23 protein-coding genes and 1 pseudogene are annotated in these 19,938 nt (G+C 31.8%); 22 read left to right on the top strand and 2 right to left on the bottom strand.

Annotation, left to right across the window (positions count from 1 at the left end; genetic code table 11):
• Window positions 1-208: 208 nt before the first annotated feature.
• From DFQ08_RS04860 to DFQ08_RS16105, 16 genes are all read left to right on the top strand, one after another.
• On the top strand, window positions 209-634 hold the full coding sequence (locus tag DFQ08_RS04860; RefSeq protein ID WP_114308701.1) for a hypothetical protein: 426 nt from the start codon (window positions 209-211) through the stop codon (window positions 632-634).
• A gap of 68 nt (window positions 635-702) precedes the next feature.
• A complete protein-coding gene (locus DFQ08_RS04855) occupies window positions 703-1,110 on the top strand; it encodes a hypothetical protein (protein WP_114308700.1) in 408 nt (135 codons plus the stop codon).
• Window positions 1,111-1,297: 187 nt separating this feature from the next.
• Entirely contained in the window at window positions 1,298-1,729 is a 432-nt protein-coding gene (locus DFQ08_RS04850; protein ID WP_114308699.1) for a hypothetical protein, read from the top strand.
• Between the two features lie 319 nt (window positions 1,730-2,048).
• Window positions 2,049-2,372 (top strand): hypothetical protein, encoded by a 324-nt coding sequence (locus DFQ08_RS04845; RefSeq protein WP_114308698.1) that lies wholly within the window; start codon window positions 2,049-2,051, stop codon window positions 2,370-2,372.
• Between the two features lie 36 nt (window positions 2,373-2,408).
• On the top strand, window positions 2,409-3,029 hold the full coding sequence (locus DFQ08_RS04840) for a hypothetical protein (protein WP_114308697.1): 621 nt from the start codon (window positions 2,409-2,411) through the stop codon (window positions 3,027-3,029).
• A 189-nt stretch (window positions 3,030-3,218) separates the two neighbouring features.
• On the top strand, window positions 3,219-3,743 hold the full coding sequence (locus tag DFQ08_RS04835) for a DUF6933 domain-containing protein (protein WP_114308696.1): 525 nt from the start codon (window positions 3,219-3,221) through the stop codon (window positions 3,741-3,743).
• 184 nt (window positions 3,744-3,927) lie between these two features.
• The gene (locus tag DFQ08_RS16030; protein ID WP_147269444.1) at window positions 3,928-4,134 is read left to right on the top strand and encodes a hypothetical protein; all 207 of its coding nucleotides are present in this window, start codon (window positions 3,928-3,930) and stop codon (window positions 4,132-4,134) included.
• A 377-nt stretch (window positions 4,135-4,511) separates the two neighbouring features.
• The gene (locus DFQ08_RS04830; RefSeq protein ID WP_114308695.1) at window positions 4,512-5,003 is read left to right on the top strand and encodes a DUF1648 domain-containing protein; all 492 of its coding nucleotides are present in this window, start codon (window positions 4,512-4,514) and stop codon (window positions 5,001-5,003) included.
• 315 nt (window positions 5,004-5,318) lie between these two features.
• Entirely contained in the window at window positions 5,319-5,606 is a 288-nt protein-coding gene (locus DFQ08_RS04825; protein ID WP_114308694.1) for a hypothetical protein, read from the top strand.
• A gap of 147 nt (window positions 5,607-5,753) precedes the next feature.
• Window positions 5,754-6,713, top strand: coding sequence for a hypothetical protein (locus DFQ08_RS04820; RefSeq protein WP_147269443.1), 960 nt, complete (start codon window positions 5,754-5,756; stop codon window positions 6,711-6,713).
• Window positions 6,714-6,802: 89 nt separating this feature from the next.
• Entirely contained in the window at window positions 6,803-7,081 is a 279-nt protein-coding gene (locus tag DFQ08_RS04815; protein ID WP_147269442.1) for a hypothetical protein, read from the top strand.
• Between the two features lie 260 nt (window positions 7,082-7,341).
• On the top strand, window positions 7,342-7,686 hold the full coding sequence (locus DFQ08_RS04810; RefSeq protein ID WP_114308691.1) for a hypothetical protein: 345 nt from the start codon (window positions 7,342-7,344) through the stop codon (window positions 7,684-7,686).
• Window positions 7,687-7,947: 261 nt separating this feature from the next.
• The gene (locus DFQ08_RS04805) at window positions 7,948-8,175 is read left to right on the top strand and encodes a hypothetical protein (protein ID WP_114308690.1); all 228 of its coding nucleotides are present in this window, start codon (window positions 7,948-7,950) and stop codon (window positions 8,173-8,175) included.
• On the top strand, window positions 8,163-8,471 hold the full coding sequence (locus DFQ08_RS04800; protein WP_114308689.1) for a hypothetical protein: 309 nt from the start codon (window positions 8,163-8,165) through the stop codon (window positions 8,469-8,471). The genes DFQ08_RS04805 and DFQ08_RS04800 overlap by 13 nt, the downstream gene beginning before the upstream one ends.
• A gap of 521 nt (window positions 8,472-8,992) precedes the next feature.
• Window positions 8,993-9,676, top strand: a complete 684-nt coding sequence (locus DFQ08_RS04790) for a hypothetical protein (protein ID WP_114308687.1) — start codon at window positions 8,993-8,995, stop codon at window positions 9,674-9,676.
• A 507-nt stretch (window positions 9,677-10,183) separates the two neighbouring features.
• Window positions 10,184-10,348: a hypothetical protein gene (locus tag DFQ08_RS16105; RefSeq protein ID WP_181858360.1), complete on the top strand. Its 165-nt coding sequence runs from the start codon at window positions 10,184-10,186 to the stop codon at window positions 10,346-10,348.
• Between the two features lie 183 nt (window positions 10,349-10,531).
• On the opposite strand, the gene DFQ08_RS04785 is transcribed toward DFQ08_RS16105, so the two are convergent.
• Window positions 10,532-10,864, bottom strand: coding sequence for a winged helix-turn-helix transcriptional regulator (locus DFQ08_RS04785; protein WP_114309666.1), 333 nt, complete (start codon window positions 10,862-10,864; stop codon window positions 10,532-10,534).
• Between the two features lie 119 nt (window positions 10,865-10,983).
• On the opposite strand from DFQ08_RS04785, the gene nfsB reads away from it, so the two are divergent.
• From nfsB to DFQ08_RS04755, 6 genes are all read left to right on the top strand, one after another.
• Complete coding sequence (gene nfsB / locus DFQ08_RS04780; RefSeq protein ID WP_114308686.1) at window positions 10,984-11,643, top strand: oxygen-insensitive NAD(P)H nitroreductase; 660 nt, start codon at window positions 10,984-10,986, stop codon at window positions 11,641-11,643.
• 1,696 nt (window positions 11,644-13,339) lie between these two features.
• Entirely contained in the window at window positions 13,340-13,864 is a 525-nt protein-coding gene (locus DFQ08_RS04775) for a hypothetical protein (RefSeq protein ID WP_114308685.1), read from the top strand.
• A 15-nt stretch (window positions 13,865-13,879) separates the two neighbouring features.
• The gene (locus DFQ08_RS04770; RefSeq protein ID WP_114308684.1) at window positions 13,880-14,251 is read left to right on the top strand and encodes a hypothetical protein; all 372 of its coding nucleotides are present in this window, start codon (window positions 13,880-13,882) and stop codon (window positions 14,249-14,251) included.
• Between the two features lie 177 nt (window positions 14,252-14,428).
• Window positions 14,429-16,459: an ATP-dependent nuclease gene (locus DFQ08_RS04765; protein WP_114308683.1), complete on the top strand. Its 2,031-nt coding sequence runs from the start codon at window positions 14,429-14,431 to the stop codon at window positions 16,457-16,459.
• A 1-nt stretch (window position 16,460) separates the two neighbouring features.
• The gene (locus DFQ08_RS04760) at window positions 16,461-18,260 is read left to right on the top strand and encodes a UvrD-helicase domain-containing protein (RefSeq protein WP_114308682.1); all 1,800 of its coding nucleotides are present in this window, start codon (window positions 16,461-16,463) and stop codon (window positions 18,258-18,260) included.
• A 233-nt stretch (window positions 18,261-18,493) separates the two neighbouring features.
• Complete coding sequence (locus tag DFQ08_RS04755; RefSeq protein ID WP_114308681.1) at window positions 18,494-19,747, top strand: DUF4427 domain-containing protein; 1,254 nt, start codon at window positions 18,494-18,496, stop codon at window positions 19,745-19,747.
• 40 nt (window positions 19,748-19,787) lie between these two features.
• Here DFQ08_RS04755 and DFQ08_RS16310 read toward each other — a convergent pair.
• Window positions 19,788-19,938, bottom strand: a pseudogene (locus tag DFQ08_RS16310) (IS110 family transposase); the annotation flags it as partial.

Raw genomic sequence — 19,938 nt, 5'->3', positions numbered from 1 at the left:
TATTCCATTATCTTTATTTTCTATCCTGAAAAGGATTTGGCTGAATTGCTATCACTAGGCATAAGTATGTTTGTCGTTCATTCGCGCTTAAGGAAGGTTAGGCAAGCCTAATGTTGCTGCTAAAAATAGGTTTAGAGACACCTAAAATGCAAGTTCAATTTTCACCTTTAGACCTTTAGTACGTTTAGGGATAAGACTATAAAATAGTATGACAATAAAACCTACAACCCCTTACTATTATGCCAGTATCATACTCTATGGCATGGCCTTAACCCAAAATGCCTTCCTATTAAATAACGAAGACGGACAATACGGCTATTTAACCTTAATCTTTGGCTTTTACGCGGTTTTGGATACCGGTATCTCTTGGTTGGCCAACGTATTAATTCTATTGTCATGGGCTTATAGAGATCGAAAAGCTGCTTTATACTTTAGCGTAATCGCCTTAGGTTTAGGGATTTCATTTTTGGCCGTGGATAACATAGTGATGGGCACGCATAACCAGTACGGAAAAATAACCGGCTATGATACGGGGTATTACCTTTGGGTTTTGAGCTTCTTGGTGATGACTATCGGACAGATTGTAAATTATAAAAAACAATTGATCAACACTGTTACCCCTAAACCATCTTAAGCCTTGCTTCACTCCAAAAAATTAACCCATCAAATCCATACCTACAATCCATTATAACTATTGAAACTATGAAATATACAGCCCTCTTAACGCTACTCATTTTAGTCTTGGCTTGTAAAGCGGAAAAGGATCAGGATTTTTTCGAAATAACTCTTAGTGAAAATGCGGTTGTGGGTATTGCACCCGATTCTATTCAAATTGAAGAACTCAAACAAGCCTATGGAGAAGATGATTTCTATACCGTTATGGACGACATCATGAGGTATAATGGGCAAACGCTTGAAGTCATTGACCGTTTAAACATCAATTCTATTCACACGGACAAAAGGCGGGTTAAGATTATAACTCCTATTGCCAGCATTAAAATAGATAACGACACCTCTCAAGTAAAATGGCGCTATATCTATTTTAACGGAAAAGAAATTCTTGAAAACGAGGTCTTTGAAATAATCGACCTTAAAAAATTTTATGACTAACACTCAAGGCTAGAACTCCTAGGGTTGGATTTGACACCTTATGTCTTGTTTACTTGGTAATTCCTCTTAAATCGGCCATTTATTATAAATTCAGGATTACACCCCTCCACAACCTGTAACCAAAAAGTTTATTCTCTTTTTAACGCAACCAAAATCAAATTTCAACATCTAAGTAATAAATGAAACGATGAAAAACCTTATTTGTATCCTAGTGTTAACTTTTGCGCTGAGTTCTTGTAGTACTACTGATGATGAAACCGCTATTAGCAATTCAGATTTGGTAGGATCATGGCAATGGACACAAACTGCTGGAGGCCTCTTTTATTCTGAAGAAACTCCTGAAACCACCGGAAAAGAATTAGAGCTCAGCTTAACCGATGCTAATAATTTTTCAATCGCTGAAAATGGAACTGAAATCGCTAATGGCACTTACGCCTTAAGCCTTGAAACCTCTATTTATAGTGGAGAGACTGCACGTTTTATAACTTTAGAAACCATAGACCAACAAGATGTAGGATTTGTAAAAAACGGAATTATAAAAATAAGCAACAATAATCAACTTAAAATAGCTGACAACAACTACGATGGCTTTTCAAGTTCATTTATAAAAATGGAGTAGAAAAAGCCCACGCTCCTATTTAAAACCATCTTCGTTTTAGTTCAAAGCAATACGAAAGCCTAAGGCTAGCATCTAAAGTGAAGCCTTCTCCTATCTTAAGCGAGACCATGTAAAACCAGGTCGTAACACAGCGCAACCAATTGTTTTAACAAAAAACGAGGTTCTAGGGCCATCACTACATAAAGGCCTGCACAAAAAATCCTTCAAAATTTTCTATTTGTATTATAATGTCTAAATTACCCGCTGAATTAAAATATAACGCTTAGCCTATACTTGTCATTTACGAAATACAAGCACCAAAGCGCGAAAACTATAGAGGATGGAAAACCAATATGACGGCGTCATTGCTTTTGCTATTGTGGTCTTAGTACTAATCATCTTATGGGTTATTCCCATTTGGTTTGGTTTAAAATGGGCAAAAATTAAAGGTGTTTCTAAACTCTGGATGCTTTTTGGCATTCACCCCATGACCGGTTGGATTGCCTATTTAGTGTTAAGGTTTGGTATAGACCCTAAAAAACAATGCGAAAAGTGTAAAGAATCCATTAAACTGCGAGCGCAAATTTGTCGTTATTGTGGTAACCAAATGAGCCAAGAGGCCATAAATCGCGCTATAGAATATTACAATACCCGTAAAAAATAACACTCTTTGTTTTCTCCATTTAAGCCTACCTCTTCTATGAAATCCTTAACCTTTGTATTCCGTATCGTACTAGTGCTTTTCTTGGCCCAATCTTGCAAGTCTAGCGCCCTTAAAACCAAAAATCTAAGGCCTCGTGAAACGGACATTATGGTTTATCAAAACAGATCTGAAACGGTGGTACGGGAGGTTTCCGAAACTGTAAAAATTGATCGTAAACCCTTTTCTATCCGCTTCTTTAATAAGCTTTCCGATTCGCCCAACGGCATATTCCATGCCGCACGAATTGCAGCCTTTTCTCATGACTCTTTGGTAAATACCGTAAAATTTGGAATGTCTGAACAAGACTTTTCATTTTTAACTCCGAGTTCTGGAATTGCCTCTAGTAGAAGCGGACGCTATGACTACCTATTTTTGGACCAAAAAGGACATCACTATTTATTTAAAGATGCCACTAGCCAAAGATTAAATCGTATTGCAGATTCTAGCCGCACCCCAAAACTAGAATTCGAAATAAGCAGCTTATACTACAAGGACCAGAAAATAAATATAGAAGCGACCCACTTAAACCAACTGTATTTGGTTTGCTTTATAGACCGTAACCTCAACGGCATCATTGAAGAAGGCGAATTGCACAAACTTACCCTTGATCTAAAATAAAGTTAGGCTCTTGCCATAAATTTTCAAAACATCTTAGTTTCATCACTCTAAATAACACGATAACTTGTTATTTTTAAAAGGAATCCCTGATTTTTTCTGTAAAACAAAAATCCTAGGGATTTTTTTAATTAAAAGTTTATTTTTATGAAAAATATGGGATAGGATATATCCTGTTGTTGTAAACCATTTATGCGAACGACAATACACACTACTAAAAAACTTGAAAAGTTGATTAAGAAATTAATTTCAACTGACGAAAAAACTGAATGTGGAATACTTGGAAAATGGAACGCAACCGTATTTTATGTTGACAGAAAAAAATGCTGGTTAATCACAAACGGAAAAACAAAATATAACGTAATATTGACTGACATTAAATCAACGGATTTAAAAAATATTGAGCAAATTTTCAAAGAGGCTTTATACGCGCAATTGACTTACGATGGAATAATAACCGACTTTGACTATTTAAATTCTATAATCGGAAAAATTGACTTTTTGCCAACTGACAATGACCGAAAAACAACTGGATTTCAAAATGCAAATTTACAGTCACTAGATTGGTGGAAAGCGGAATATGGAGAATTAAAAAATATGCCAATAAAGGACTTGACAAATCGACTAAATAATATTCCAATTCATATTGGAGAGAGTAAAAAAATGTCTGATTTTACAAAAGCACTAAACGAAATGAGAAAAATAATAAATGAATAAAAAAACGGTGTACAACAATGTATAACCGCAATTACGGCGGATTCGACTACGTCCGAATCCACTCGGAATAGCTAAGGTCTGTACCAACCCGAAAATTAACGCATATTAACCCGTAACTGACGGTTATACGAGACCGTTGTAAAATTTACACCCAACAAAAACTGATAGAAAAATATAATGACTAATGGTAAACTTACCCCTACTCATTTTCTTCAATTTTAACAGAAATGACATTTACAATTTTGTAATCAATGCAATGGAAAACCAAATATTAATTGATGCTCTTACTTATAAATTCCAATTGAGTTATACAGGTGAGCAATTGTTAATAGAAGATGAAATTGGGTTTGATGCAGATAGCATGCTATTAATTTTTAATAAAATTGAATAAAAATCTAATTTTTACACCCTATCCAATTTTTATATGAATGTGGATTATAGAACCCATCAGAACCTGAGGAAATTATTGAAGCCTTAAAAACCATGTCTAATTAAACAGGGCGCGCTTTGTAGCCTTTCTAATTTTATTAAATACTTTATTAGCTTTGTATTTTTTAATGCAATCTATAAAGCATTTTTTCATTGACTTTTATAGTGACTACTTTTAAAACAATCATTTTTATATTTACATCGCTATACCAACTATTTACAGTATTCTAAATTAAATCTGCAAATCATAGAAGTTTGAACTCTCACCAAAGAATTAAAAAGACCATACACTAACAGCTTTTACCTCTAAAAATCCGACATTCTAAAAAAGATCAAGCTTTGAATAAAAAACCTAAAATAAAATTAAAACTAAGTACCACCGATAAAATGCTAGAATTAATCAGTTGGGTTTTACTTTTTGGTTTGTGGGTGTTGGCCCTCACACAGTATTCAGAATTACCTGAAACCATTGTAACGCATTACAACCTCAAAGGAGAAGCTGATGCTTATGGTAACAAAAAGACCCTATTTTTCCTTCCCGTTTTAGCCACGTTAATAGGTGTTGGTTTAACGCTTTTAACAAAACATCCGCATGCTTATAACAATTATCCGGTTGACATAACACCGAGTAATGCTGAGTTTCAATATAAAAATGCAAATCGGATGCTGCGTTATTTAAAACTAGCCGTGCTCCTTATTTTTGGCGCATTAACCTACCAAACACTAAAAAATGACCCTATAGACGATCTGGGCCTTTGGTTTATACCCCTTACATTAATCCTAATTTTTATACCGATTATCAATTTTAACGTGAAGGCAAAGAAGCCATAAATCGCGGGCTATAACCCAGGGTCGTGATTTGTCATAGTTTACCCCTTCCTTGTATCGACATGATAAAGGAAACAAATGCAAAACGGAATACACTACAAGCCAAATTTAAAAAAGCAATTAATGGATGAGAAGCCAGTGCATAACACCATGCAATGATAGGTTCCGTCTTAGCGACTTAACGAGAAAGTCTTAAAGGATTTTCATAACAAGTCATTATTCACTAAATTAGTTGTTTACCACGTATTCCCCCTTTACCAAACGTTCTGAACGATAAGCGATTAGCCCCTGAACAACCTTTAAAACATAAATATAAGGATGATTGAAGCTGAAATAAAAAAAGCATTAAAAAAATTAGATGAAGAGTTTCCGATCAACCCGAATGGTGTTGGTGCGTTAGTGACAACAATTAGAAGAATGAAGGCGGAAGAAGAGGTGGGTTTACCTTTAATATGGCGAAAAGGCTCTGCCATATCCGTAAAAACAGGAAAACGGGCTAATAGAATGACTGAACCTGAATGGAACAAGTTTTATTCCGATTTATGTGAAAATCTAAAACGAGATTATTCCTCATTACACGATAGCCTCTTTCCTTCAAATCAATAACAGTGACAACAATCTAGCTATGGCATTGCTTAAATTTTGCCTCCTATAAAATTCTATTGGCATTCCCACTCCAAAAGTCCTTTTTTCGCTACCTTGGCTTTCTAATCGTGCAACGAACCTTTTACCAAACACGGCAACAATTACGCAATGAAGCATCCCCTAAGACTCCTCGCTCTACTCTTTATTTTTTTGTTTAATTCTTGTGGATACCAACAAACAGAGGAGGATAAACACCCCGAAATCCCTGTTTTTCCTGAGCATACCAATAGTAAAATCGCCATATCGAAATTTCCGTATACCTTAACCAATATTAAATACAACCAAAACCATATTTTTGCGAATGATGAAAATGGGGATTGGATCATTTTAGATCGAAAATTCAATGTCATAAAACAACTCGGTAAACCTTCAGGCTATACGCATAGTTATATGAGTAATGACGGAACGCTTTACACGATAAAGCCTCACGATCAACCCGAATTAAATGTAGTCTACCAGAGGTCTATGCAAAACGATTTCAAAAAAGAACCTCTAAAACCTTTAATCCTAAAAATTAGAGGACGGATTAGCATAAAAGATTCGTTACAATCCGTTTATAAACATGAAACGAAAGCACATATAGATAGTTTAACGGCTGTTATTTATAAAAAAGAAGAAAAAAGCCTAGCCGAAAGCCTTAAAGCATTACACACAAATTTGGTTTCAATTTTTCCATTAACCCATGAAGTCAGTGTTTTAAAATACAAAAACAAAACAGTGGCGCTCTGTACTGCGTACGATCACAGTGATGCATTTAAAGCAATTTTAGAACAAACACAACTTAAGGCATTAAAACCGATATGGCATTTAGAGAAAAGTCCAAAATCCTTTGGTAAGGTTGTTTTAGGGAATTCATTTTCTGGTAATCATTACGTAGGCGGTTATACTCCTTATGGCTATAATTACGTAGAACTTTCATTACATGATGAGACCACACGGTTTAAAGCAAAAAATGCAAACAACGGAAATGGGGTTCATATTTTGTATGAAAGCAAAGACACGATTATTGTAAAAGATGTTCAAAAATTATATCACATTACCTTAAACCATAACTCTAAATCGTTATGACTGCTAGCCTCCTAAGTCTCCTATTTATTATCGTTTTATGTGGCCATTTCGTAGGCCTTATCCTAGGGTATAAAAGGCGAAAAACAACTTTGACACTAGCCTATGTGAATGCTATTTTTGTGGTCCTTACCTTTATTTTTTGGGTGATTACTAGCTGGAGTAACAACCATTATAATATTGACATTTACGAAGGATTGTTAATCTGTTTTGAAGCTTGTATTTTAAGCTCTTCGTTGTATTCCATTAAAGGTTTTGGCTACAAAACCTATGTAAAAATCATAAACAGCATAGGCTTTGGAATACATGTATTGGCCCTCATGGCTATGCTGTATTATATAAGGCTATTTCAATTTGATCAACTTTTTTAATACGAAAATAGATTCCACATGATGCTTTTTAATAGGAACTTATGGATTGTCTTATGCTTATGCTTTCAAATTAATAGCTATGCCCAATCTGAAAAAGGCATGAGAATTATACCGCTAAAACCGGAAAGAATCCTAGGACATCTTTTAAAGATTTAACTCTAGAACCCGCCTATCTCTTTATACAATCCGACCCCATAGATCAGAATTCGCCACAGATCCAACTTCAATTACATATTGTAAAAAACGACACCAAATACACGATGGTTCTATGGTATTATGAGGCGTCTGTAGATGCTATAAAAACAAACTTCCCAAAAGCTTATCTCAACTATTCATTTTCTTTGAAAGTGGACAAGCAGGACGTCCAGTTGGTTGTTAAAACATTAGACTTTGAAAACAGCATGTTTATAGATTTAAGGCAAACCGCAGTTATAGGAAACCTTAAAATGACCTACGAGGCCTGTGTGAGTGAAAGCTCAATTGCTATTAATGGTCAAGAGGAAGCATCGTTTAACACCTATACGCTGTCACTCGCTGACGAGGATTCCCAGAAAACCTTTTCTTTACCTCCATTCCTATACAGAACGGAAAAACAACATGGATAACATGGAAGACTTACAAGATCTTTATTTTGGCGACTTCTGAAGACGCCTTAAAATTAAATGTCTTTAAAACCGATTTGTAAACCCTACGGATGGGCAAGCTTATTTAAAATAAATAGCAGTGTAATACAGCATAAAAATGACACGACTCCTTTTACATATTTTGCAAAACAAAAATCCAAATGATTATTCAACTAAAAGCATTACATTTATAAATAAATCATAAGCAATTGGTTATGTGCTATGGTTACCACACATTTGAGAATGACGCAAAAACAACGTAAAATATTCTACCCAGTAATTTTCTTTCTAGGAGCAATTTTAATTATTTGGGAAATTAATATTTACAGAGAAACCATTATCAATTTGATGATTCCAATCGGAATTATAATGGTTGTTGGAATAATTGCATTTATTCTCGATTTTAAGAATTATAAGAGCACTTATGAATATAGTGGGGACTTTACCTCTATTCCGCAATGCATTATGTAATCGGATTTGGATTTATTACTTGCTCAATCTTTATGTTATCGAATTATTATTTCGCTGACCAAAATACAAGAACTGAATCGTATGAGATTATTCGGACTTCCTCACTAGCTTCTGGAGGAAAATATAGAATTGACGTCCGAACACCAACGTTTAGAATTAATTATAATGGAAAAATAAAAGAATTAGTCTTTTCATCTGAATTTTATGAAAAAAGGAACTTCTACAATAATGTGGAATTGGATATTCGACAAGGACTTTTTGGATTTGACATTTTAGAAAACAAAAAACTGAATTGAAAGCAACGGAGTTTTTAAAAATAAAGACAAATTATATCGGAATTGGAATTAGGTCAATTCTTTTTTTCGGAATTCTGTTACTTTTGATTTTGATTGAGATACTTACTTTTTTCCTAATGTTTGGTTCGGGAGCTGGTGCAAGTCGAATTTCGGAATTATGGTACGTTGATTTAATTTTTAATTATTTACCGATTTTACTCGTTGGTGGATTTTTGGTTTATAGAATAATAAAAGAGTATCGTAAACAAGAATATGTGAAATTCAAAACGAATTTAATTACACTTTTGATTTTGATTTTTCTATTCTCAATTAGGCATCAACTCGAACGACTGATTTTCTGAATGGAAAAATAAAAACGTGTGGTAACACCGTGTATAATTAATTGCTTTTTAAGTGCTTACTTGCGAAAATTCCTGCGGAATTTTCACGGGTTCGTAAAAGTTTGCTAAATTAGTTGCTTAACCACGCAACTAACCGTACACAAAACCGTTAACCATAATGCAAAACCACCTTCATAAAAATTGAACCATAAATTTTATAATAAGACTAAAAGAGCGCAAAATAACATCTTAATTGCGATAGCGTTTTGTGCTCTTATCCTTATCGTATTATCAGTCATTATATCCTTCTCTTCAGGACTATACCTCATTGGAATTTTAACCTTTGCAATAAGCCTTTCTATAATTGCACCTTTCTTCGATATGCCTTCCTTAAAGAAAAGTGGAAAACTCATTTATTATTCATCTTTATTCATTGCCGAGACACCTAAAAACGGATTTATCAAAATTCACGGCGGAACATTATTTGATTACTATTTTGTAATTGACAAAACAATGAATGGCAAACAAAGAACCGATTTTATCATCCAACAGTATTTGGATGGACTATTGCGCCTTATTGAAACGTACGAAAAGGACCCCACCATGACCATTAGAGGAACAAGCTATATCCTAAACAAAAGAACAGCAGAAAAAATGGGGTTTGAAGTTGTGGAAACTGACGTTTTGCAAAAAATAATCCTAATGTATAATTACTTCAATATTCTGATTTCAACTTCAATCGCTAAAAATAAATTAGCCTTTCCGAAATTAAATAATATCAAAACGTTTGAAGCTAATGTGAGTCAATTACTTAAACGAAAAGAATATATTGAGACCTTAAACAAGGCCTTAAAAAATACTAGGACTAACAATGCATACAGTTAACTAACGGATTCAATTAGAAACTGCATACCAAAAGATTCAGGCAAACCTCAAATGAAAATTCAGTAAGGTTTATTTAATTCCAAGTAATCTGTTAAAGGCTTTTAATTCACACTGGTAGAATTGCATCCATTTTTGTTTAAATGATCTTAACAAATTTTTCATAGTTTAAGGTATTTACGTTTAATTGTAAGACGTTAAAATATTGAATTTGTTACAGATATGTGATTAATGACAAATAGGAATCAAATTGAATCTAGCATTTAGCATGCTTCAAAATTCCGCCCTTATCCTGTATTGCTTTTATTTTAGAATACCCCGTTACTAAATATGGGCTAAATTACACAACAACCCCTATACAAACACCTTAGCAAGATTCTTCAAAAAAACGCTTATAAATAAGGTTTGTAACGTTTATGACTAAAAGCCAACAAATACTATTAGAATCTGTTTAGACCTGATTCTTTATTCAGACTCAAGCTCAAAAAAACGTAAATAATCAAAACCTTTATGACGAAAAAAAACAAATTAGCTCGTGAAATTGCAATTGGAACCGCGGTTGGCGTTGCCACTGGAAACCTAGGCTTATGGCTCAGTGTAGGAATAGCCCTTGGAGTTGGAATTGGAACCACACTTGATAAAAAAAATAATTCAGAAGAAAATGATAAATCTTAATCGCGTTTCAAATAACTGGAGCTAACAAGGTCTAAAACTAATGACGAGGTTCAAGCCTACTGCCAACAATTCTTACAGAATTTTACGGGTTTAAACGGGCTTGAGCAGGTTTGTTACCTTAGTTGTAGCACCACCCAATAAACCCAATACCAAAGCTTGGCACTAAGATAAAACCACAGGGAGCTAGGAATATTTCTCTACCACTAAATCTCCCCAATCTGCTATAGATTGAATTAAAGGAATCAAAGTTTTTCCGAAATCTGTGAGAGAATATTCCACTTTTAAAGGTGGTTTTGATGTATACACCTTTCTTTTTAGTAAACCATCTTCTTCTAAAGCTTTTAGCTGTAAGCTTAATGTTCTTTCGGTAACGGCTGGCATGGCTTTTCTCAATTCGTTATATCTCAATTTTTCATTCATCAAATGAAAGAGAATAACAGTTTTCCACTTCCCCCCTATTAATCCCATGGTTAAACTTGCACAGCAAGGATATTCTTTTCCTTTAAATTTGAGCATTTGTGGTGGTTCTGATTCCATATAATTTATACTATCATTTTTGACCGTTATTGCAAAGGTACAAAACTATACTTATTTTTGCTACTATAATAAATATAGTATAATAAAACAGCTAAAAAATGAACTTAAAAGAAACACTTAACTGGAGGTACACCACTAAGGAATTTGACCCAAGTAAAACAATATCGGATTCCGATATGAATGAAGTTAAAAACCTATTGAGAATGAGTCCATCTAGCGTAAACCTACAACCTTGGCATTTCATTATAGCCGAATCAAAAGAAGGTAAAGAAAGAATTGCAAAAGGAACGCAAGGTTTTTTTAATTTTAATGAACCCAAAGTTTTAAACGCTTCTGCAGTGGTCGTTTTTTGTTCAAAAATTGATGCTGATGAAAAGTATTATCAACATATTGCCAATACAGAAGATGAAAGCGGAAGATTTCCGAATAAAGATATTAAAAATAGATTTTTAGGGGCAGTAAAAGCCTTTTCAGAAATTCATAAATTTGATTTGAAAGACTTGAATCATTGGATGGAAAAACAAGTTTACTTAAACCTTGGAAGTTTCTTATTAGGTGTGGCAAGTCTGGGAATCGATGCGACACCAATGGAAGGCATTGATGTAAAAGCCTTAGATGAAGAATTTGGATTAAGAGAAAAAGGTTATACGTCTTTAGTCGCTGTTTCTTTAGGTTACAGAGCAACTTCTGATTTTAATTCTACTGACAAAACACCAAAATCTAGATTAGCCGAAAGTGAAATACTCACCATAATCTAAACATAGAAATACTAAAAAAGTATTCCATATTTCTCATTTTGAAAATAGTGAACACTTCCAACCCTCAAACATAAGAAAATAGAAAAACAGCACATACAGTATCTGATCTTATAAAACACATAACGATCAAACTGGTTTTAAGCTGCGAAATAAAATTTGTAAAAAGTTTTTCTTCACCATCGCATAGTTAGAGATAAACTATAAGGCTATTTTGATGAAAAGGAATTTTAATCATCAGAATGTATAAGCAGAACTTATACGGGTGAAACTAGGTCATTTTTGGCCACAACTAGAAGTTGAATCCTTAAGAAAATGTATAATAATAGCGGTTTAGGTCCAAACTTATACCGCTTTTTGCTTTGATGAAGTATTTTTTTTAAAACGAAAGTTGTCGTATACTATACACACCACGCCAACATAAAAGCGCTCTAGATAACTTAGACATACCCTAAGACAAGATCATTCAACCCGAAATGGACAAGCTTATCTGATCTATACCTTCTAAAATTAAAAATGTTAACCTGAGCTTCAACACAAAAACAAATACAGCTCAAAATCGACATAAGCACTCCTTATGCCAAGATTAGCCCAGACATAGAATTCCTATCTCCATAAGCGTATAATGCTCCTAATCGCCATAAAAAAACGTCATATTCATCTCATAGTCCTGCTATGGGAATAAATCCTAAATGGAAACTTCTTTACAAAGATTTAAAAACGAATCTTTAAGTCTTCAAGCATTTTCTACATGAATTGATAAAACGTTTATACTGTGATTACGAATTAATCTTTTAAAGTTTGTACTTTAATCACCATCGCTTTTTCAAAAGCTTGTCTTTTTAATTTTTGAGTTTTGGGATCACGATACGAATACTACACCTACCAAGCTTTAGAAAGCGCTGCTTTTTGTTCAGACTTTTTTTAGTGAAGACCATTTAGAGACGTCAACACCACCTGTGTATATTTTAGGTTCTGTGTAGGTTAATTTCATCGGGTAATCGTGTACTGTATCGTGTACTGCACGCAAAAATACGGAAAACGAAGACATAAAAAAACGGATTGTGAGACACAATCCGTTGATTTTAATGGCTTTCGCCTTGTAGCGGGAACTGGACTCGAACCAGTGACCTTCGGGTTATGAGTTTGATATTTTTTTTCAAAAATAACCCCTGTAGCCTTTCCGCTATAAAATCGTGTACTGTATTGTGTACTCTGATTTATATTTAATTATACTCTCAAATATACATTAATTGTAATACATTCTTACATTTTTAATACTTTTTAAAAATCTGTATTATATTATTTTATTTAAGCTTAAAATGAACTCTAAAACCTTGCTTTATGGTTTTCAAGACTCAATATTTAGAATATATTTTAAAACAATGCTTAATTCAACTTATGGAGGTGTAATGATTTTTACCATACACGTATCTTAGAACGAAATCATTACTACATATTTTTAAATGATTTGAAATTAAAATGAGCCAACAACTAGAAGTCGCTTGATGTAACAATTAAACTATGTTGAATACAGAAAAATTCTGTTACTAACTTTACACATTTCGACAAACAAAAATCCAAAGGATTATTTAAATAAAAACATTACATTTATAAATAAATTATAGACAATAGGTTATATCCTTTTGTTGCCAGTAATTAAAGAAAACCTGCATAGTCTATCAAAAACCGAAAATAAATGAATTTGAACGAAATAGATTTTTACGAATTATGCCTTGACGAAGGCGGAATTTTTTACAATGAAATCTATGGACTTGAAAAGGATGTTTTTAATCAATGGGTTAGAGATAATTTGCAAGAAATCAATACAATAGAATCTTATAATGATGTAGTTCCAAGTAATGAAATGTTAAATGGAATTACTGACCTTGGATATGAACATATTCACTATCAATGTCACTATTCGGCAAAAGCTTCAACAATTGCAGATTGTAATTTTACATATTATACAGGCTTTGTATCTCGTAATACATTCCCTTACCCGATTATTACGCATAGTTTTAATACTGTAGATGGAAACATAATTGACCTAGCCAGAATTGAGGATGCTGAAGACCCATTTAACGAAGAGAATGATAGTTTACCACACACATATTATGGAATTGAAATTCCAAGAGATTTTGTCTTAAATTATGAACAAGAAACTATAGAAGAAAAATCAATGAAACCATTACTTTACGAATGGTTTTTACATAATAACTAAATTCAAGTATAGAATATGGCTAGTTTAAAACACCCAAATGGAGTATATAAATGGAATGATTTAACAGGTTGTGCTTTTCATCCAAACGGAGTTCAAGCTTACAATAATTTAACTGGTAGTGCTTTCCATTCTAATGGAGTTCAAGCCTATAATAATTTGACTGGAAGTGCCTTTCATTCTAATGGAGTTCAGGCTTATAACAATTTGACTGGTAGCGCCTTTCATTCCAATGGTGTACAAGCATATAATAATTTGACTGGAAATTCATATACTTCAAAAGGCATACTAAAGAAAACTAAAACATTTTCATTTAGCCTTGGAGAAGGAATTGAACTTCAAATTTTTCCGATTAAAATATCAGTTTATGGAAGAAAAGTGAATAAATAACTACTGGCAACAACGTGTATAATTCATTGCTAATACTTGCCTACTTACGAAAATCCTCGCGGATTTTCTATTCGGTTTGTATTTGCTAATTTAGTTGCTCAAACACGCAACGAAATCATACACAAAACCGTTAGGTTTCATGCGAAAAAACCAATCTCCTCCAATAAAATCAGCTAAATGAAAATAAAGAAAATTGAAATTCAAAATTTCAGATTATTAGAAAATATAGATTGTAATCTTGAAGATAACATGACGTTAATAGTCGGAAAGAATAACACTGGAAAAACTTCTTTTTTTGAAGCACTAAAACTAGCTACATCTACTGATAGCAAATTTGTTTTTGAGGATTTTTCTCAAAGCTCTTATGTTATTTTCAAATCTATTTATAGTAAATATTTAGAATCTAGAAAAGACGGAATTACAGAAGAAGATAAAGAAAAAATAGAGTTAGAACTAATAGCCGAAATCCCTAAAATTAAAGTCAATTTTGAAATTCAGTACAATAAAGAAAATAATGAATCATTAGTTGAACTTAGTGAATTTATAACTGACTTAGAAGATTCTAGAAATGATGCTACAATTTGTATTTCTTTTGAGCCGAAAAATACTTTAAAGATATTTCAATCATTCGATAAGAGAGAAGATACAACGATAGAATTAATAGAATATCTACATAAAAATATATACTTCTTATACGAAACTGTTTGTTACGCAATAGATAAAGAATCTGAATATCATAGAAAAATTGAAGATAGCTTTAAAACTAAAATTCAAAAAATAGTACTTTTTGAAAGCATAAAAGCAATGAGAGTTTTAGATGACATAAAAGGCGATTCTAACAATGCATTATCTCTAGGTTTTTCAAATTACTATAGTCATAGAGATAAAACAGACAATAAAGATGTTGAAGAATTAGAAGATGCTCTTAAAGTAGTTGCTTCTGATTTAAAAGAAAGATATAAGAAAGTATTAGAAAATATAATGCTTGAATTAAAGAAGTTTGGAGCTAATACACCTGTTTCAATACCTCCTATAGAAATTGATTCTATATTTGATTCTGAAAAAGTATTAAAAAACAATATCCAATATTTATATAAACAAAATGAAATAAACTTACCTGAGAGCTATAACGGACTAGGTTACAGTAATCTAATTTATATGATTTTAGAATTAGCTAGTTTCATTGAGAAATTTAAAAACTCTAAAGAGGAAAAGCTTTCAAATTTTCTTGTTGTACTTATTGAAGAACCAGAAGCTCATATGCATCCGCAAATGCAACAAGTATTTATTAGTCAAGTAGCGGAACTTGTAAAAGAAGCCAGAAATAAATATAATATTCAGATACAGGTTATAATTACAACGCATTCTTCACATATACTTTCAGAATCAGGGATTGAAACAGAAAGAGGGTTTAATAGAATTAGATATTTCAATAGATTAAAAACAGCATCTGGAGGATATAAAATAACTAATCAAGATTTTAATAATTTAAAAATTAAAGATGATGCACGAACTTTTAGATTTTTAAGGCAATATCTAACACTTCATAAATCTGATTTATTTTTTGCAGATAAAGTCATATTAGTTGAAGGAACAACTGAACGTATGCTTTTACCTCAAATGATTAAAAAAAGTGCTAAATCATTATGTAATGAATATGTTTCTATACTTGAAGTTGGCGGAGCGTATGCTCATTCTTTTAGAGAAATGTTAGAGTTTATTAATGTAAGAACCTTGATAATTACTGATATTGATTCAAGTAATAAAAAAGATGGCAAATGTCCTGTTTCTAAAGGTGAATACACAACTAATTACACTTTAATAAACTGGTTACCAAATAAAACTACTATATCTGATTTAGTAAATTGTAAAGTTGAAGATAAGATACAAGAGAACATTCGTGTGGCTTATCAAACAAATGAAAACAGTTATAACGCAAGAAGTTTTGAAGATGCTTTTATAAATGCAAATAAAGATTTCTTTTTAACCGAACATCCTATTGATAAAAGAAAAAAAATAAAGGATGAATTTTCTTATTTAAGAAAAAAGAAAATAGATATTTCTAAAGAAATACCAACTAAATTTAATTCAAAACAAAAAACAGAGTTTACATTCGATATTATGTCTTTTAATGAAAAGGAATATGGAGAATGGAAAGTTCCAGCATATATAAATGAAGGTTTAATTTGGTTAGCTGAAAACGATTAGAATGGTAGCTATAGAACAAATTAAAAAACATATAGAAGAAAACAAAAGTTTTGTCCTTGAAGCTGGTGCAGGTTCAGGAAAAACGTATACTCTAATTCAAACCATAAATTACGTTTTAGAAACTAAGGGAGAAAGTATCAAACTAAACAACCAAAGAATTGTTTGTATTACTTATACCAATGTTGCAAAAAATGAAATTATTGAAAGACTTGAAAATAATCCTTTAGTCATTGTTTCCACAATTCACGAATTTTTGTGGGATTGCATCAAAAGGTTCAATAAACAACTAATTATTGAATTAGATGTTTTAAACGAGTTTATGATTGCTAATAGTAAAAAACCTGAAAAATATAAAACTGGATTAAAAGATAGGATTAAAACAGATGTGAAATATGACGATAGTGGTTATAGAGATTTTGAACAAGGAAGTCTCCATCACGATGATGTAATAACTTTATCATTACAGATGTTTAGAAACTATACTGCTTTAACTCAAATCTTAGGTCAAAAATATCCTTATATTTTTATAGACGAGTATCAAGATACAGCTAGTGAAACTGTTGATGCTATTGTAAATTATCTACTTGAAAGAAATAAATCAAAACTATTAGTTGGTTTCTACGGAGATTCTTATCAAAAAATCTATGATGAAGGAGTTGGCTCATTGCAAACTTATATTGATTCAAACAAACTTGAACTCGTAACAAAAGATGATAATTATCGTTCTTCTGAAAATGTGGTCAATCTTTTAAATAACATACGAGATAATATAACTCAGATTATTCCTGAAAGTAAAAAAAGTATTGAAGGAATTGTTCAGTTTATTAATTGTATAAATGCACCAATACAACCAAAAGAAGGTAAAAGGGCTTATTACGAAAGAATTGCACCTAAAAAAAATACAGACTATGACAAAGTCGTTTCAAGTTTAGAAAAAAATGGTTGGGATTTTTCAGAGTTTGGGGATGATAAAATTTTAATAATAGCAAATAGTAAAGTTGCTGAAAGAGCAGGTTTTGGAAAGCTATACAAAACGTATTCTAAAAGGTTTTATGACCCTAAAGCAGAATTATTAAATAGAGAAAATCATTTTGCTTCATACTTCTTTGGTTCTAAAGATAAAAAAACTTCTAAAGAACGAGAAACGGGAATAGAACATTTAGCTTCATTTTGGGAACAGAAAAACTATAACAGAGTTATAAAGTACTTAAAACAACAGGGTATTTTTAGTTCTCTAACTAAACATTCTGATAAAAAAGAAATAGAAAATAAATTAGAGGAGTTAACTAAATTAAGAACGACTGGAACAGTTCAAGATGTTTTTGATTTTTGCCAAACAAACCAATTATCGTTATTTTCTAGGAACTTACAACGGTTTCTAGAAAAAATAAAAATAGATATAGAAAGTATTACAGATGATGAGGAAAAGAAGAGAGCAACTAAAAATAAAGCATTCTACGAATCATTAATGCATATTAATTATAATGAGATAATTTGTGCTTTTAAACATATTCAAGAACAAACTTCATATTCAACAAAACACGGAACAAAAGGAGAAGAATATAGAAATGTTTTAGTTGTAATTGATGATGCCAGTTGGCCTCAAAAATATAATTTTCAATACTTTTTTGATGGTAGTGAAACAAACTCAGATAGAGAATTAAGAACAAAAAATTTATTTTATGTTTCTTGTTCAAGAGCTAAAGAGAATTTAGTCGTTTTAGCTCTTTCTCAAATGGGAGAATCAGCAATGAATAAAATAACTGAATGGTTTGGTGTTGTAAACGTAGAAACACAATAAAAAAGCACAAAAACCTAACAATGTATATAAAAAATAGGGCTTTTGTGTTAACTCCAAAGTTCTGTGTTTATTTACAAAGTCCGCTAAATATAAAATTTGGCATTTAAACGAAAAATAAAAGCAAAATATTTATATTTAGCTAAGTCTTAAACCCGAAAGTAAGTGCTTATTAACTGCCCTACTTTTCATATACTAACCGTTGGGCTTAATTTAAAAAACCAAGTTTCAAGCTAATGAAAAATACCAATAGATATGACTTATCTGATAGATTAATTCACTTTTTTAGAGAAGTAGATACAGAAAGTAAAGATTATGTTACTTTTCCTGAAAATTGGGGATTTGACCATTTAGCTGAAGAAAATATATATAACCCTTTCTTTCTACTACGAGCTGCAATTCGTCATAATAAAATTTTTGCAACTTGGTCTATAAGAAATAATTATCGGACTATTTATGGAAATAGACCAGCAATTTGTTTTACTGAAATGCCATTAGCAGCTTTTCTTGAAACATCTTACAAAAGAGAAAAACTAGGTCAAGCAATTAGTTCTTATGGTTTATCTTTTTTAAAATCAGAATTATTTAAACTTGGAGCAAGACCTGTGATTTATGGGTTAAGTTCCAATGACTTAAATGTTAAAAACACTAAAAAAAACGAAAGGATAATTGACCAAAGTGTTTTACCAATGCTTGAACAATACAGATATGTAACATATAATCCATCGTCCACAAGAAAAATTGATTGGACACACGAAAGAGAGTGGAGGTATCCATACAATGAAAGTATCGTTGAGTTTGAAAAAGAATTGGAGGAATTTGGAATCGTTTCTGAAGTTGAGGATTTTCCTGGATTAGAAATACTAGAACAAGGAATTTCAGATATTGGAGTAATCGTAAAAACAAAATCGGAAGCTGAATTAATTTTGTGTGATATTCTAGCAATATTTGATAGAAATAACTATTCTCCATTTAGATTTATTTTTTACACCGAACAAATCGAAAAAATAAAATCAATTTTAGAGCCTAGTCAAGAAGAAAAAGAGATAATTAAAAGTACAATTGATTTATCAATATATATAACGCCAAATAAAAAACGAGATGATAAAATATATAAACAGTTTACTTCATTAGTAAAAGAAGTCGAAAATAATTACCAAAAACCTGAACAAGGGGAACTTGGAGGTTGTTGGCTATGGATTTACGATAGTCTTAGTGATTTGGCAAGAGCATTGATTAATAATGAAAGAGTGGAATTAAATAAAGAAGGAAAATATCTTTGTTTTCCTTATGAGTTTTCTGACTCCAGAAGTCTGTCTCAAAGAGAAGATATGACCAAAAAATTGGCAGAAAAAATTAAAAACACTTTTGGAGTTGATTGTGGATATTATTCAGTTTTGAACTCTGACAATTATAATGAATTACCTTTTTATTGTAGTCAAGATTATGATAAATATGAAGATAGACTAATTAACAAATTAAAAAACTAAGCCCAACAAAGTACTGTGGTAAAAAGCAAGTAAAAATGCATTAACTTTTCACTAAAATACTTCTATATGAATCGTCATATATTAAACCAGATTTTACGATAGCAAAAGCCTGTTTTAGAAGCTTATTACACACAGCTATTAAAGCCAGTTTTTTACTCTTCCCTTTTGCTACAATTCGTTCATAAATATCT

It is taken from the genome of Winogradskyella arenosi (genome assembly GCF_003337305.1).
Lineage (GTDB): Bacteria > Bacteroidota > Bacteroidia > Flavobacteriales > Flavobacteriaceae > Winogradskyella > Winogradskyella arenosi.
This window is presented reverse-complemented; position numbering and strand designations above follow the sequence as displayed.

What these genes read in the sequence shown, in the direction of transcription:
- DFQ08_RS04860 (WP_114308701.1), top strand. Translation starts at nt 209, where the DNA reads ATGACAATAAAACCTACAACCCCTTACTATTATGCCAGTATCATACTC.
- DFQ08_RS04855 (WP_114308700.1), top strand. Translation starts at nt 703, where the DNA reads ATGAAATATACAGCCCTCTTAACGCTACTCATTTTAGTCTTGGCTTGT.
- DFQ08_RS04850 (WP_114308699.1), top strand. Translation starts at nt 1,298, where the DNA reads ATGAAAAACCTTATTTGTATCCTAGTGTTAACTTTTGCGCTGAGTTCT.
- DFQ08_RS04845 (WP_114308698.1), top strand. Translation starts at nt 2,049, where the DNA reads ATGGAAAACCAATATGACGGCGTCATTGCTTTTGCTATTGTGGTCTTA.
- DFQ08_RS04840 (WP_114308697.1), top strand. Translation starts at nt 2,409, where the DNA reads ATGAAATCCTTAACCTTTGTATTCCGTATCGTACTAGTGCTTTTCTTG.
- DFQ08_RS04835 (WP_114308696.1), top strand. Translation starts at nt 3,219, where the DNA reads ATGCGAACGACAATACACACTACTAAAAAACTTGAAAAGTTGATTAAG.
- DFQ08_RS16030 (WP_147269444.1), top strand. Translation starts at nt 3,928, where the DNA reads ATGGTAAACTTACCCCTACTCATTTTCTTCAATTTTAACAGAAATGAC.
- DFQ08_RS04825 (WP_114308694.1), top strand. Translation starts at nt 5,319, where the DNA reads ATGATTGAAGCTGAAATAAAAAAAGCATTAAAAAAATTAGATGAAGAG.
- DFQ08_RS04820 (WP_147269443.1), top strand. Translation starts at nt 5,754, where the DNA reads ATGAAGCATCCCCTAAGACTCCTCGCTCTACTCTTTATTTTTTTGTTT.
- DFQ08_RS04810 (WP_114308691.1), top strand. Translation starts at nt 7,342, where the DNA reads ATGGTTCTATGGTATTATGAGGCGTCTGTAGATGCTATAAAAACAAAC.
- DFQ08_RS04805 (WP_114308690.1), top strand. Translation starts at nt 7,948, where the DNA reads ATGACGCAAAAACAACGTAAAATATTCTACCCAGTAATTTTCTTTCTA.
- DFQ08_RS04800 (WP_114308689.1), top strand. Translation starts at nt 8,163, where the DNA reads ATGCATTATGTAATCGGATTTGGATTTATTACTTGCTCAATCTTTATG.
- DFQ08_RS16105 (WP_181858360.1), top strand. Translation starts at nt 10,184, where the DNA reads ATGACGAAAAAAAACAAATTAGCTCGTGAAATTGCAATTGGAACCGCG.
- DFQ08_RS04785 (WP_114309666.1), bottom strand. Translation starts at nt 10,864, where the DNA reads ATGCTCAAATTTAAAGGAAAAGAATATCCTTGCTGTGCAAGTTTAACC.
- nfsB (WP_114308686.1), top strand. Translation starts at nt 10,984, where the DNA reads ATGAACTTAAAAGAAACACTTAACTGGAGGTACACCACTAAGGAATTT.
- DFQ08_RS04775 (WP_114308685.1), top strand. Translation starts at nt 13,340, where the DNA reads ATGAATTTGAACGAAATAGATTTTTACGAATTATGCCTTGACGAAGGC.
- DFQ08_RS04770 (WP_114308684.1), top strand. Translation starts at nt 13,880, where the DNA reads ATGGCTAGTTTAAAACACCCAAATGGAGTATATAAATGGAATGATTTA.
- DFQ08_RS04765 (WP_114308683.1), top strand. Translation starts at nt 14,429, where the DNA reads ATGAAAATAAAGAAAATTGAAATTCAAAATTTCAGATTATTAGAAAAT.
- DFQ08_RS04760 (WP_114308682.1), top strand. Translation starts at nt 16,461, where the DNA reads ATGGTAGCTATAGAACAAATTAAAAAACATATAGAAGAAAACAAAAGT.
- DFQ08_RS04755 (WP_114308681.1), top strand. Translation starts at nt 18,494, where the DNA reads ATGAAAAATACCAATAGATATGACTTATCTGATAGATTAATTCACTTT.